The sequence below is a fragment of the Frankia tisae genome, from assembly GCF_025403405.1.
In the GTDB taxonomy this organism is placed as follows: domain Bacteria; phylum Actinomycetota; class Actinomycetes; order Frankiales; family Frankiaceae; genus Frankia; species Frankia tisai.
In genome coordinates, this window is sequence record NZ_JANEZT010000042.1 from 1 (window position 1) to 13,071 (window position 13,071).

At 70.1% G+C, this 13,071-nt stretch carries 13 protein-coding genes and 1 pseudogene; 7 read left to right on the plus strand and 7 right to left on the minus strand.

What is annotated here, in order from left to right:
* Positions 1–208: pseudogene (locus tag NBZ85_RS06505) on the minus strand (GntR family transcriptional regulator); the annotation flags it as partial.
* A gap of 189 nt (positions 209–397) precedes the next feature.
* Between NBZ85_RS06505 and NBZ85_RS06510 the strand changes: the two are divergent.
* The 6 genes from NBZ85_RS06510 to NBZ85_RS06535 all read left to right on the plus strand — a co-directional run bounded on the left by NBZ85_RS06510 (position 398) and on the right by NBZ85_RS06535 (position 5,742).
* Positions 398–997: a sulfite oxidase-like oxidoreductase gene (locus NBZ85_RS06510; protein WP_261554481.1), complete on the plus strand. Its 600-nt coding sequence runs from the start codon at positions 398–400 to the stop codon at positions 995–997.
* A 36-nt stretch (positions 998–1,033) separates the two neighbouring features.
* Positions 1,034–1,810 carry a ferredoxin reductase gene (locus NBZ85_RS06515; RefSeq protein WP_261561653.1) on the plus strand — a complete coding sequence of 259 codons (777 nt, stop codon included), beginning with the start codon at positions 1,034–1,036 and terminating at the stop codon, positions 1,808–1,810.
* A gap of 447 nt (positions 1,811–2,257) precedes the next feature.
* The gene (locus NBZ85_RS06520; RefSeq protein WP_261561654.1) at positions 2,258–3,106 is read left to right on the plus strand and encodes a polysaccharide deacetylase family protein; all 849 of its coding nucleotides are present in this window, start codon (positions 2,258–2,260) and stop codon (positions 3,104–3,106) included.
* 121 nt (positions 3,107–3,227) lie between these two features.
* Entirely contained in the window at positions 3,228–3,959 is a 732-nt protein-coding gene (locus tag NBZ85_RS06525) for a hypothetical protein (protein WP_261554477.1), read from the plus strand.
* Positions 3,960–4,022: 63 nt separating this feature from the next.
* A complete protein-coding gene (locus tag NBZ85_RS06530; protein ID WP_498041234.1) occupies positions 4,023–4,994 on the plus strand; it encodes an RNA-guided endonuclease InsQ/TnpB family protein in 972 nt (323 codons plus the stop codon).
* 124 nt (positions 4,995–5,118) lie between these two features.
* Entirely contained in the window at positions 5,119–5,742 is a 624-nt protein-coding gene (locus NBZ85_RS06535; RefSeq protein WP_261561656.1) for an NUDIX hydrolase, read from the plus strand.
* Positions 5,743–5,827: 85 nt separating this feature from the next.
* Here NBZ85_RS06535 and NBZ85_RS06540 read toward each other — a convergent pair whose 3' ends face one another.
* The 4 genes from NBZ85_RS06540 to NBZ85_RS06555 are packed head-to-tail and all read right to left on the minus strand — an operon-like array spanning position 5,828 to position 8,739.
* Complete coding sequence (locus tag NBZ85_RS06540) at positions 5,828–6,733, minus strand: 5-oxoprolinase subunit C family protein (protein WP_261554475.1); 906 nt, start codon at positions 6,731–6,733, stop codon at positions 5,828–5,830.
* Positions 6,730–7,389, minus strand: coding sequence for a 5-oxoprolinase subunit B family protein (locus NBZ85_RS06545; protein WP_261554474.1), 660 nt, complete (start codon positions 7,387–7,389; stop codon positions 6,730–6,732). Before NBZ85_RS06545 ends, NBZ85_RS06540 begins: the two co-directional genes overlap by 4 nt.
* 10 nt (positions 7,390–7,399) lie before the next feature.
* A complete protein-coding gene (locus NBZ85_RS06550; protein WP_261554473.1) occupies positions 7,400–8,212 on the minus strand; it encodes a LamB/YcsF family protein in 813 nt (270 codons plus the stop codon).
* 50 nt (positions 8,213–8,262) lie between these two features.
* The gene (locus NBZ85_RS06555; protein ID WP_261554472.1) at positions 8,263–8,739 is read right to left on the minus strand and encodes a hypothetical protein; all 477 of its coding nucleotides are present in this window, start codon (positions 8,737–8,739) and stop codon (positions 8,263–8,265) included.
* A gap of 381 nt (positions 8,740–9,120) precedes the next feature.
* Between NBZ85_RS06555 and NBZ85_RS06560 the strand changes: the two genes are divergently transcribed.
* Positions 9,121–9,762, plus strand: a complete 642-nt coding sequence (locus NBZ85_RS06560) for a DsbA family protein (protein ID WP_261561657.1) — start codon at positions 9,121–9,123, stop codon at positions 9,760–9,762.
* On the opposite strand, the gene nhaA is transcribed toward NBZ85_RS06560, so the two are convergent.
* Both nhaA and ftsH read right to left on the minus strand, forming a co-directional pair.
* Positions 9,721–11,103 (minus strand): Na+/H+ antiporter NhaA, encoded by a 1,383-nt coding sequence (nhaA, locus tag NBZ85_RS06565; protein ID WP_261554471.1) that lies wholly within the window; start codon positions 11,101–11,103, stop codon positions 9,721–9,723. The genes NBZ85_RS06560 and nhaA overlap by 42 nt on opposite strands.
* Before the next feature lie 46 nt (positions 11,104–11,149).
* Entirely contained in the window at positions 11,150–13,063 is a 1,914-nt protein-coding gene (ftsH, locus tag NBZ85_RS06570) for an ATP-dependent zinc metalloprotease FtsH (protein WP_261554470.1), read from the minus strand.
* Positions 13,064–13,071 lie beyond the last annotated feature (8 nt).

Consider the following 13,071-nt stretch of genomic DNA (forward strand, 5'->3'; position numbering starts at 1 on the left):
GGGTGGGTTCGGGCGGGAGGGCGTCGCCCTCGGTGAGCTCGCCGCGAATGATTCTCCGCCGCAGCTGGCTGGCGACGAGCTCGGCGGTCTTGGGGACGCGGACCCGGCGGCCCACCAGTACCTCGGCCGACGCCCGGCTGCCGGCCGGTGCGGATGGTGCCTGCGATGTGCCTGGGCGGGATGCCGCCGGAGCGGCTGGCCGGGCCATGAGCGGTCCTCCTGCAAAGGCGCGCGTCGATTGCCGAACGATGATCGTTAAACATCGGTGGACTGTGCGGGATGTTTATGTTAACAGACGCCTTTCGCCCGGATTGCCGACTGGCGGGCCGCCGTGCTGGTGGTCGACAGGAATGCGCCGGGCGGACTCATGAGCCCGGCTGTGGTATGTCTGGTTGCCATGGGCATCGTCTCGCCGGGCTTCCACGGCCGCCGGGGCTCGGCGCGTCCCCACCTTCCGCCAGGTCAGTACCTGGAAAAAGGGTTCCCGGTCCTCTCCGCGGGGCCAACTCCACGGGTGACGCGCGACCAGTGGGAGTTCGTGATCACGAATGAGGACGGGCGCAGGTATCGCTGGAGCTGGCAGGAGTTCATGGCCCTGCCGAGCGAGACACCCACCGTCGACATCCACTGCGTCACCCAGTGGTCCAAGCTCGCCACGGCGTGGCAGGGCGTCTCGCTGGATGTGTTGCTCGCCGAGGTCGAGACCTCCGCGGACTTCGCGCTCGCCTACTCCTACGGTGGCTACACCACCAATCTGCCGGTCGACGACCTGCTGGACGGGCGAGCCTGGGTCGTCCACCGGTTCGACGGAAGTGATCTTGATCCCGAGCATGGCGGCCCGGCCCGCCTGCTCGTGCCCCACCTGTATTTCTGGAAGTCGGCCAAGTGGGTGCGCGGCATCCGCCTGCTGGCCGAGGACGAGCCGGGCTTCTGGGAGGCCGGCGGATATCACGAGCGCGGTGACCCCTGGCTCGAGCAGAGGTACCGCGGCGACTGAACCATCTGGATGCGATGGCGGAGGGTGGGACGGGACGTGGCGGAGCCGCTGCGGGAGCCGGCGGCTCGGCCGACGGCGGCCGGACGGATGCCCTGGCACGTCGCTCGCCTGGCCGAGGTGCGCGACGAGACGCCGAGCGCGCGGACTCTTGTGCTCGAGGTGCCGCAGTGGCCGGGTCATCTCGCCGGCCAACGGGTCGACGTACGTCTCACCGCCGAGGACGGCTACACCGCACGCCGTAGCTACTCGCTCGCGGCCCCGGCCGACGGCGCTCGCGTCGTCCTGACGATTCAGCGCGTCGCGGACGGCGAGGTCTCGCCGTACCTGACTCAGGTTTTCGCCGTCGGCGACCCGGTGGAGATCCGCGGCCCGATCGGCGGCTGGTTCGTCTGGCGTCCGCAGGACCGAGCGCCGGTGCTCCTCGTCGCCGGCGGCTCGGGCATCGTGCCGCTGATGGCCATGGTGCGTGCCCGCGCCGCCGCGGCGAGCCGGGTGCCGTTCCGGCTGGCCTACTCGGTTCGCACGCCGGGCGACGGTTACTACTCGGCGGAGCTGCGGCTGCGCTCCCGCGCCGATCCTGGCCTCGACGTCACGCGGATCTACACCCGAGCGACGCCGCCGGACTGGTCGAGCCCGCCGCGTCGCCTCGGTCTCGCCGAGCTGTCCACGGTCGCGTGGCCCGCCGAGTTCGCGCCGGCGTGCTACGTCTGCGGGCCTAACGGCTTTGTCGAGTCCGTCGCGGACATGCTCGTCGCGCTCGGCCATGACCCGTCCCGGGTCAGGACCGAACGCTTCGGCCCGGGCGGGCGCTGAGGCCGAACTTCGGCGGTCGGCACCGGCGCGGATGTGGACCGCGAGAAGCACATTCATGTCGTCGTGCGACTATTTTTGCGAATCTCGCCGGAGATCTACCTGATTGTGGGGTCGGTCTTGCTTTCGGTATGCTTTCCCGTCGTATGGTCTACCGCATTCATGCTGGCCTCGCCGGGGGCCGGCCGGTTGGCGGCGTTGGCCACTGCGGGTCACGGTTGCGGCCTTCGCCGGGGCGGTTTCGTGGCCCACCGGGTCAGAACGGGGGAGCGGTGACGTGAGCGGCGATGCCGGATGCCGTATGGGGACGTGGTGCCGTATGGGGACGTCGTGGCGGGTGGGGACGGGATGAGTAGTGGTGACCGTGGTCGTAGGTCGCCCGACAGCGAACCCGCGGGGCGTGAACCGACGGGCGCTGACCGCCCGCGGCCACCGGTCTCTCGTCGACGGTTGTTCACCTGGTCCGCTTCGAGTGCGGCGGGCATCATTCTGCTCACCGCGTTCGATCCGGCGCGGGCGGATGAGGAGTCCCGCGCCGGCCAGCGGGCCGTCGACTCGGCGGCCCGGCCGGCCGGCACGGCCGGCGGCCGGTCCGGCGCGGTCCGGGGATCGGTGGGAGAGGCCGCGAGCGGCACGATCGGTACCGCGGCGGTGCCGGCTCCCACTGAGGTGCCGGCTCCTGCTGCGGTGCCGACCCCCACCGCACCCGCCTACCGGATCCACGAGGTGCGGCCGGATGCGCCGGCCAGTGCCATCGCGCTGACGATCGACGATGGTCCGCATCCGGTATGGACTCCCCGGCTACTCGAGGTCCTCCGCGTCAACCGGGTGGCTGCGACGTTCTCGGTGGTGGGCGCGCAGGCGGCGGCGAACCCGGAGCTGGTGCGCCGCATCGTCGCGGAGGGGCATACTCTCTGTAATCACACGATGACGCACCCGCAGCCGTTCAGTCGTCGCACACCGGACCAGATCCGGGTCGAGATGGCCCACGCGCAGTCGGCGATCGTGGACGCGGGCGCTGAGCCGCCCCGGTTGTTCCGTGCGCCGGGTGGGGACTGGTCCCCGGCCGTGCTCGAGGCCGCCTCCGGCCTGGGCATGACGTCCCTGGGGTGGGATGTGGACCCCCGGGACTGGGCGCGCCCGGGAACCGAGTCCATCCGGCAGTCCCTGGGCGGCGCCCGTCCCGGCGACATCCTGCTGTGCCATGACGGCGGCGGGAACCGCGCGCAGACCGTGGCCGCCCTGCAGCAGGTGCTACCCATGCTGCGGGCGCGGGGGCTCTCCTTCATTCCGCTCTGACCCGCTCTGATCGTGGCGGCTGCCGGTCGACCAGCGCTGGCGCGTAGCTCTGACCAGGTGGTTCGTAGACATCGTGCGGGGAACTCTCTCCTGCAGACAGGACAAGGAGAGGGAGCATTCGATGGCTGACGTCGTCAACGAGGGCGCCCGGGGGCTGGGCGCCTGGCACATTCCCCGCAGCCGTGGCGCTGTCAGCGGCCTGCTGCTGATGCTCCTGGGCATCTGGGGCGCGCTCATCCCCTTCGTCGGCCCGTACTTCGACTTCGCCTTCACCTCGAACAGCGCGTGGACCTGGACGTCCGCGCGGTTCTGGCTGGAGGTACTGCCGGGGATCGCGGCGTTCGCCGGCGGTCTGCTACTGCTGGCAAGTGCCAACAGGGGAACGGCCGCGCTCGGCGCCTGGTTGGCGATCGGTGCCGGAGCCTGGTTCATCATCGGTCCAACCCTCGCCGCACCGTGGCACCTCGGGTCGATCGGGGCACCGCTCGGCGGCTCCGCCCGGCAGGCTCTCGAGTGGATCAGCTTCTACTACGGTCTGGGCGCTGTGATCCTCTTCCTGGGCTCGACGGCCTGGGGCCGGCTGAGCGTGCGCGGAGTTCGTGATGTCGCCGCGGCCCGCCGGCACCGGGAGCGCACGGCACTGCGATCGCGCGGCGGCCGGGAGGAGACATGGGCGCCGCCCGTGTCCGAGCCGCAGGTGTACCCGAGCGACCGTCCCTCCTCGGCGCCCGCACCCGGGGCAGGAAGGCCGGCCGGGGTCGACTCGGCGGGATCAGACCTTCCGGCGGAGGGACGCGCGGGTGCCTACGGACGCCACCGGCGCCGCGACACCAGTCAGGACCGGCGAGCCTAGTCAGGACGGAGCATCTTCGCGGCGGCGCTCAGCGTCGCCGCGTCGAACGGGTGTGCTATTCCGATGGTCGTGGGAAGCCGGGTGGTGAAGCGGGATCTGGAAACACGGTGGTTGGCCGAGCCGTCGAAAGGTCCACTGCAGGCCACGCTACGCCATCTTCAAACGGCGTTTGTGAATTTCTGGGCGAAGCGGGCCGGGTATCCGTCGTTCAAGAAGAAGGGTCGGACCATCGATGCGGCGACCTACTTCCGTGGCTGTTTCACCTACCGGGACGGTCAGGTCAGGTTGGCGAAGCAGGGCCGGCCGTTGGACATCGTCTGGTCGAGGCCGTTGCCGGACGGGGCGGTGCCGTCGCAGGTGACGGTGTCGCGGAACAGCCGCGGCCAGTACCATCTGTCGATCCTGGTCGAGGAGACCATGGCCAGCCTGCCGTCGGTCGGCGCGCGGGTGGGGGTCGATGCGGGGATCACCGCGCTGGTCGCCCTGTCGACGGGGGAGAAGGTTACCAACCCGAAGCATGAGGAACGGGACCGTGTCCGGCTCGCCCGCGCCCAGCGGGAGCTGTCCCGTAAGGCGAAGGGTTCGAGGAACCGGGCGAAGGCCCGGGCGAGGGTCGCGAGAGTGCATGGTCGGATCGCCGATCGGCGCCGGGACTGTCTGCACACGCTGTCCACGAGGGTGATCTGTGAGAACCAAACGGTGGCCCTCGAGGACCTGCCCGTCCGTAACCTGCTCCGCAACCACACCCTGGCACGGTCGATTTCGGATGCGTCCTGGTCGGAGTTGCGGCGGATGGTGGAGTACAAGGCCGGCTGGTACGGCCGGACGGTGATCGCGGTTGACCGGTTCTACCCGTCGTCGAAGACCTGCTCGGCCTGTGGGGTGGTCGTCGCGGAGTTGCCGTTGCACGTCCGGGAGTGGGAGTGCGTCTGCGGGGCGGTTCATGATCGGGATGTGAACGCGGCGAAGAACGTTCTGGCCGCAGGGCTTGCGGTGTCTGCCTGTGGAGAGGGAGTGAGACCGCCTCGCTGGTGAAGCGGGGAGGCGTCCGTCGGTGAAGCAGGAACCCGTATCGCGAGATGCGGGAATCACCTCCCTTCGGGGAGGTGAGGATGTCAAATGTCGACGTCAGGTCCGCGATCGTGCTGGTATGAGAATCATGGTGACGCGTGACGACATATCCGAAGTGCGGGCCAGGGTGGCGGCGGCAGTGGCCGGCTTTCAGCCGCATCAACTGCCCACAGAGGGGCGCCGCCGTGCGGCGGTCGCGGTGGCACTTGGCGAGGACGCGCAGGGCCGGCCCAGTTTCCTGCTCACCCGCCGGGCTGCCCGCCTGCGGACGCACGCGGGGCAGTGGGCGCTGCCCGGCGGCCGGGCGGACGACGGCGAGGATGCCGCGGCAACCGCACGTCGCGAGCTGGCAGAAGAGGTCGGTATCGAGCTCCCGGCGGAGGAGGTTCTCGGCACCCTCGATGACTACGGGACCCGATCGGGCTTCGTGATGACCCCGGTGGTGCTGTGGGCGGGTTCACGATTGCAGGTCACCAGCCCGGAGGTTCGAGAGGTCGCCTCGGTTCACGTCGTACCGCTCGACGAGTTGGACTCGCGGCCACGTTTTCTCGCGATCCCCGAGTCGGACCGGCCCGTCATCCAGCTTCCGTTGCTCGGCAGCCTCATCCACGCCCCGACGGGCGCGATCCTCTACCAGTTCGCCGAGCTTGTGCTGAGGGGCCGGCACACCCGGGTCGCCGAGTTCGAACAGCCCGTCTTCGCCTGGCGCTGACCCGCCGGTGCGTCTCGGTGACCGATAGCGCCCAGGCGGTGCGGCGCCACGTTCGCCGAACATGCCGCCTCGCCTCTCGGCGAGGTCAGTCGTCGGGCCGGGCGTTCACGAGCCCGCGGGCCGGGCGGAATCGAAGGCGCTGGCCGGGTCGACACTGCGCGGCCAGCGGAAGATCCGCGGCCGCGACGACACCCAGGACGGGATAGCCGCCCGTGACCGGATGGTCCGCAAGAAAGATCATGGGCTGGCCACTCGGGGGAATCTGAATCCCGCCGGCGACAACCGCCTCGGACGGCAGCTCGGCGATGATCCGCCGAGGTATCGCGGGACCGCGCAGCCGGACGCCGACGCGGTCGCTGTCGGTCGTGACCTCGTAGGCCTTCGCGCACAGGTCCGCGAGGGCCGCCGCGCCGAACCAGTCCGCCCGCGGACCGGCCAGCACCCGCAGCTCCGGCTGATCGACGTAACGGGCCTGCGGCGCGAGATCGACCGTCGGCGGATCGGACATCTCTCGGCCGAGGGGGAGATGCGCGCCTGCCACCAGCGGTTCGGGCCCGATGCCGGCGAGGGTGTCCCGGGACCTGGAGCCGAGCACGACCGGTACGTCCACCCCACCGCGGATGCCCAGATACGTGCGCACGCCCTGGGCCGGAACACCGACTCGCAGCAGCGCGCCCGCCTGCACGTCGACCGGGGCGTACATCCCGATCTGGTGGCCCGAGAGCTCGAGCGGGCAGGGCGCACCGGTGACGGCGATCATTCCAGGGTGGCTGAACCGGACGATCAGACCCCCGTAGGTGACTTCGATGGCTGCCGCGCCGGGCAGGTTGCCCACCAGGCGGTTCGCCAGGCGCAGGCTGTGGCGGTCGACGGCGCCGGACCGGGTGATACCGAGGTGCGCGAGTCCGGGCCGGCCAAGATCCTGCACCGTGGTGAACGGCCCGGGGGCCGCGATCGTGATCTCACCGGACCGCCCCCCTCGCCCCGTCATGACCGCACAGCCCCGGCGGCGTCCACCGCGACGAAGCGCACCGCAGTGCCCGGCATGAGCAGGGCCGGCGGATCGCGCGTGAGGTCGAAGACGGTCAGGTCCGTCCGGCCGATCAGATGCCACCCGCCGGGCGACGCCCGGGGGTACACGCCGGTGAACTCGTCGGCGACCGCGATGGCGCCTGCCGGCACCCGCGTGCGGGGGCTGTCCCGGCGGGGAACACGCAGGCTCGGATCCAGGCCGGAGATGTAGGCGAAACCCGGCGCGAAGCCGCAGAACGCGACCCGGTGCCGACCGCGCAGGTGCCGTTGGATGATCTGCGCCGGGGTGAGCCCGGTGAGCCGCGCGAGGTCATCCAGGTCGGGCCCGTCGTAACGCACGGGAATGATCACGGTCGGTGGTGCAACCTTCGCCGCGGTGATGACCGGGTCGGCGGTGGGTTCGGAGCCGGTGGTGGCTTCCTGCAGCAGGGCCCGGAGCCGGGCCGAGCCGGTGGCTGCCGGATCGAACGCGACGAGGATGGTCCGCGCCGCCGGTACCAGGTCGGTGACGCCCGGCGGAGTGTCCCGCCGCAGCCGCCCGTATAGATCTTCGACTTCTTGCAGGTTCGAGACCTCGACGAGCAGTGCTTCGCCCCCGCAGGGCAGGATGCGCATCACGCTCCCTTCAGCAGAACGGCGACAGCGCGACACCGGCGGTCTGCAGGGCATGGCGCAGCCGCCTGACCACCTCGACGGCTCCGGGAGTGTCGCCGTGGACGCACAGGGACCGGGCGAGGATCCGCACCGGTGTGCCCTGTTCGCTGAGCACGGTTCCCTGCGTGGCCATCCGTACGCCTCGGGCGACCACGGCATCCGGATCGTCCAGCACGGCACCGGGGCGACGGCGGGAGACGAGCGTGCCCGCGGGCGTGTAGGCGCGATCCGCGAACGCCTCACCGACCGTCGTGAGACCTGCGGCGGCCGCCTGTCGCAACCAGACCGAGCCCGGTAGGCCGAGAACCGGCAGTGTCGCGTCGTAGCCGCGGACCGCCTCGACCACCGCCTGCGCCTGTTCGGCGTCGGTGACGATCGTGTTGTAGAGCGCCCCGTGCGGTTTGACGTAACGCACCCGATCGCCGGCGACCCGGGCGAAGGCGTCGAGCGCGCCGAGCTGGTAGGTGACATCGTCACGCAGGTCATCCGGATCCATGTCGATGCGCCGCCGGCCGAAGCCGGCCAGGTCCCGATAGCTGACCTGGGCGCCGATGCGCACCCCGAGGCGGACGGCGTGCTCGCAGGTCCGCCGCATGGTCGCCGGATCCCCGGCGTGAAAGCCGCAGGCCACGTTGGCGCTGGTCACCAGGCCGAGGAGCGCCTCGTCGTCGGTGAGCCGCCAGACGCCGAAGCCCTCACCGAGATCGGCGTTGAGATCCAGTGGACGCCCCCCGCGGTCCGGCGGACCGTCCCCGAGTCGATGGTCAGCTCCAGTGTCGGCCATGTCTCCGATTGTTCACCATACGCGGGTTGCTCGCCTTCCGGGCGGCCCGCTTATGCTTTCGATCCGATCCTGCTGATGGCCCGGGTGCTGAGGCTGCGAATGGCTTCGGGCCCGGCGCCCGCACCGATGATGATATGCACGTAGTTTTGGCCCTTCAGGAGAAAGGACTCCTGGACGTCGTACGGGCTCGTGTAGGTATAGCCGACGTATCCGGGACCGTGGAGAGACAGTCGAGGGCGGTAGCCGGGCACCACCGCGGAGGCTCGGTATGCTGCCTCGGCCGAGCGGACGGCGACGGTCACAAATCCTTTCGGCGAGCGGAAGAAGCAGAGGACGGTCTTGCCGCCGTCTCCTTCGGCAGGCGACGCCGTACCCGGGCGCACTGGCGCGCTGATGGCAGCGGAGATCTCGCTCGGCGTGAGCAGCGAGCACGGCGGCGCTGGTTCGGCTGCCGGCGTCGAGCCGCAGGCGGTGAACGTTGCGGCGGCGGTGAGGATGACGCTCGCCGGGTTTCTCCAGAGAATCATGGGAGTATTGTCGCCTGGCGGTGGCAGCTCGGAAGAACGATGTCTGCTTCGAGATATGCCGCAGGTCCCGGTGACCGGCCGAGAAGACGCACCCGGCCTGCCGCTCATCTCGTCCGTCCAGAAACGGGTTGGCCTACTTTCACGGAATCCCGGTACCCGGCCAGTGCCTTCAGCTTCTCACGCCATCCGACGTCCAGGTCGAGGGTGACGATCGTCGCGGCGGGCCGAGGGGCTCCGCCCGTGCGGATGCTTCCCGCCGACGCGTCCGCTCCGCCGTGTCGAGCAGGGGCCCACAGGCGAAGGTGGCCCGCGACACGTACTTCGGTGCCCGGTTCCTGGCCTGGCACCGCCTTCCGTGACGGGGCGGTGATAATTGAACCCATGGAGGACGCCTGTTCGCTCGGAGAAGCCGGCGGGCGCAGCCGGCCGTGGTCTCCCGCCGTCCGGGTCGGGCGCGCTGTACCGGCCGGCGTCGTACCGGCCGCAGTGTCGATCGATCCGTTCCGGCATTCCCGCGGGCCCGTGGACGCTCCGATCGTGGTCGTGGAGTACGCCGACTTCCAGTGTCCCTACTGCGCGCGCGCGGCACCCGTCCTGCACGAGTTCGCCGGGACGTCGGACGGGCAGGTTCGGCTCGTCTTCCGGCACTTCCCCGTCTTCGACATCCATCCCTACGCCCTCACCGCCGCGCTGGCCGCGGAGGCCGCCGGGGTGCAGGGTGGGTTCTGGGAGATGCACGACCTTCTCTTCGCCCGCCAGGTCCGGCTTGCCGACAGGTTTCTGCACGCCTACGCGGCCTCACTCGGCCTCGACGGAGATCTGGTCATCGGGGACGCGGCGCAGCCCTTCGGGGATGCCGTGGAGGCTGACTATGCGCGTGGGATCGAGCAGGGGGTGCGCGGCACGCCAACGATCTTCATCAACGGCGAACCCTACCGGGGGCGTACAGAGATCGCCCCCCTGCGCAAGGCGGCGAGTCTGTCACTTCGCCGGAACCGGCGCGCGCCATGGTCGCGGGGGTAGGTGAGGCACCGGTTCATCGGTGAGCGGCGAGCACAGCGGCATCCGCTCGCCGAGTACCCGGAGGATGACGGTTCCGGCGAGGGCGGCCACGAGCGAGCCGGCGAGAATGCCGATCTTGGCCTGGTCCCGCAGGGACTCGTCGGTGAAGGCCAGTTCCGTGATGAACAACGAGATGGTGAAGCCGATCCCCGCCAGGGTGGCCGCGCCGAGCAGATGTCCGTACCGCACTCGCCCCGGCAGCTGACCGAGACCCGTCCGGATTGCGATCAGGCTGGCCGCGGTGATTCCGCAGGCGTTGCCGATGATCAGGGACGCCGCCACACCGAGCGTGACCGATGATGTCGAAGCCGTGCGCAGGGCCGAGCTGTCGAGGTGAACGCCTGCATTCGCCAGACCGAACACGGGAACGACGACGAACGCGCTGACGGGGTGCAGTACACGCTGCAACCGGTCGTTTGCGGGCACCGTTGCCTTCGCTGCCGCCACCGTGAGGCCGACCCGGGTGGCGTTCGAGTCCTCCTGGAGGGCCCGGACGTAGACCGGCACCTCCTCGACCTGGTCCGGCCGGGGCGGGACGGCGGGAACCAGCAGACCTACGAGAACTCCCGCCAGTGTCGCATGAACACCGGAGACGTGGATCGCGCCCCAGAGCACAAGCGATGCGAGGACGTACGGGGGGAGCTGCCACACCCGTAGCCATCGCAGGGCGAGGATGACCAGCACCGTCGCGCCCGCGACGGCTAGACCGACCAGATTCACGTGATCCGTGTAGAAGATTCCCACCACGGTGATCGCCCCGATATCGTCCACGATCGCGAGGGTGAGCAGGAACAGCCGCAGTCGGTCCGGGCACCGGGGGCCGAACAGGGCGAGGATCCCGATGACGAACGCCGTGTCGGTGGACATCGGAATGCCCCAGCCGCTCGATTCCGGCCCGGATCGGTTACAGGCGAAATAGATTGCCGCCGGTAGTGTCAGCCCACCGATCGCGCCGAGAGCGGGTACGGCGATCGTGCGCCGGTCGCGTAGCTCGCCCGTGGTGAACTCGCGACTGATCTCCAGACCCACGACGGCAAAGAAGATTGCCATGGCGCCGTCGTTCACCCAGTGGTGCAACGTCATGTCGAACCCGGCGTCACCGAGACGAAGTTCCGCCGTGGTGCTCCAGAATCTGTCGTAGCCGCCCGACCATGGCGAGTTCGCCCAGATGAGGGCGGCGACCGCGGCGAGCAGGAGGAGAACGGCGCCGCCGGCCTCGGTCGCGAGGAACTCCCGCATCGACGGGGCGACCTGCGGCAGCCGGACCCGGAGCCCGGGGCCTGGCCGGGGCGGCGCAGTCACCTTCGGGATTCCCTACCCGGCAGGCCGCTCCGCGAGCCGCATGCGTTCACCCTCGTGCGTCCGCGGTCGGCCGACGCAGGGCGGCCTCCACCGCCGAGCCGTCGATGGTCTCCCGCTCGAGGAGCAGAGCGCTCAGCGCGTCGAGGGCATCGCGGTGGGTGGACAACAGGTCGACCGCTCGGACTTCGGCCTCGCGGAGGAGACGGGCGACCTCGGAGTCGATCAGGCGCTGAGTCTGCTCCGAGTACGGCCGGCTCACCAGTTCCTCCCCGCCGAGGTACTGCGGATTCTGACTGCCGTATCCGACCGGTCCGACGGCGCTGGACAGGCCGAATTCGCGCACCATCCGGGTGGCGAGCTGCGTCGCGCCCGCCAGGTCCGACGACGCGCCCGTGGAGCCGTGCCCGAACACGACCAGCTCGGCCGCGCGACCCCCCAACCGGACGGCGAGGCTGTCGAGGAGATAGCCCTCCGAGTAGAGATGCCGCTCAGCCTCGGGCAGTTGCTCGGTCACCCCAAGTGACATTCCGGCGGGCAGGATCGTCACCTTCGCCACCGGGTCCGCGTGCTCGCACAGCGCCGCGACCAGAGCGTGGCCGGACTCGTGCACGGCCACGGACTGCTTCTCGTCGGGTAGCAGCGCGTTCGAACCGTCGCGGCGGCCGAGCAGGATGCGGTCCCGAGCCGCCTCCAGGTCTTCGGCGGTGACGACCTGCCGGCCCTCCCGCACGGCATGGATGGCCGCCTCGTTGACGAGGCTCGCCAGGTCCGCTCCGGAAAATCCCGGGGTACCGCGGGCGATGCGGTTGAGGTCGGTGCCGGCGGCGAGAGACTTGCCGCGGGCGTGCACGCCAAGAATCGCCAGGCGTTCGGCCTGGGTGGGCAGCGGAACCGTCACCTGACGGTCGAAGCGGCCGGGGCGCAGCAGCGCGGCGTCGAGGGTTTCCGGTCGGTTCGTCGCGGCCAGCACCACGACACCCGAATCCTGCTCGAAACCGTCCATCTCCGCCAGCAGCTGGTTGAGGGTCTGCTCCCGTTCGTCGTTGCCGCCGATGGCGTTGCCGCCCCGCCGACCGCCGATCGCGTCGATCTCGTCGATGAACACAATCGAGGGGGCGCGCTTGCGGGCCTCGGCGAACAGGTCACGAACCCGGGAGGCCCCCACGCCGACGAACATCTCGACGAACCCGGAGCCGGTGATCGACAGAAACGGCACTTCCGCCTCTCCCGCGACGGCCCTGGCCAGCAGGGTCTTCCCGGTGCCGGGCGGGCCGACCATCAGTACCCCACGCGGTCCGTGCGCGCCGACGCGGCTGTAGTGCTCGGGATTGCGGAGGAAGTCGACGACCTCGGCGATCTCCTGCTTCGCTCCTTCGTAACCGGCGACGTCGGAAAATCGGGTCGTCGGCCTTTCCGTCTCGGTGATCTTTGCCTTGGATCGCCCGAACATACCGAGGCCACCGATGCCGCCGGCGCCACCGAGCCGGCGTGCCTGCCGGCCCGACCAGACGAAGAAGCCGATCAGGAAGATCAGCGGCAGGAAGCTCAGAACGACCGACCCGAACGAGGTCCCGGTCCGCGTCCCGGTGATCTGCACACCCTTTGCCCGCAACCGGCCCTCGAGATCGTCCGTGTTGAGAGCGGTCGGAATCTGGGTGGTGAAGTCCCCGCCGGTCTTCAGGGTGCCGTCGATCGCGCCGTGATCGTTCACGGAGACCGACCGGACCGCGGCCGCGTTCACTCGATCGAGGAACTCCGAGTACTTCAGGGTCGCCGGCCGGGCGGCGAAGAGGCTCGGCCCGAACAGCAGCAGGAGGGTGATGATGATGCCGAGCGGCAGGAGAATCCGGCGCCAGCTCGGCATCGGCGGCGGCGCGGGTTTGGGCGGGGTATCCTTCGGCGGTCCCGGCCGCGCCTGGGTGGAAGGATGGATGGTCCCGAGGCGGACCGGTGAGATCAACTGAAACT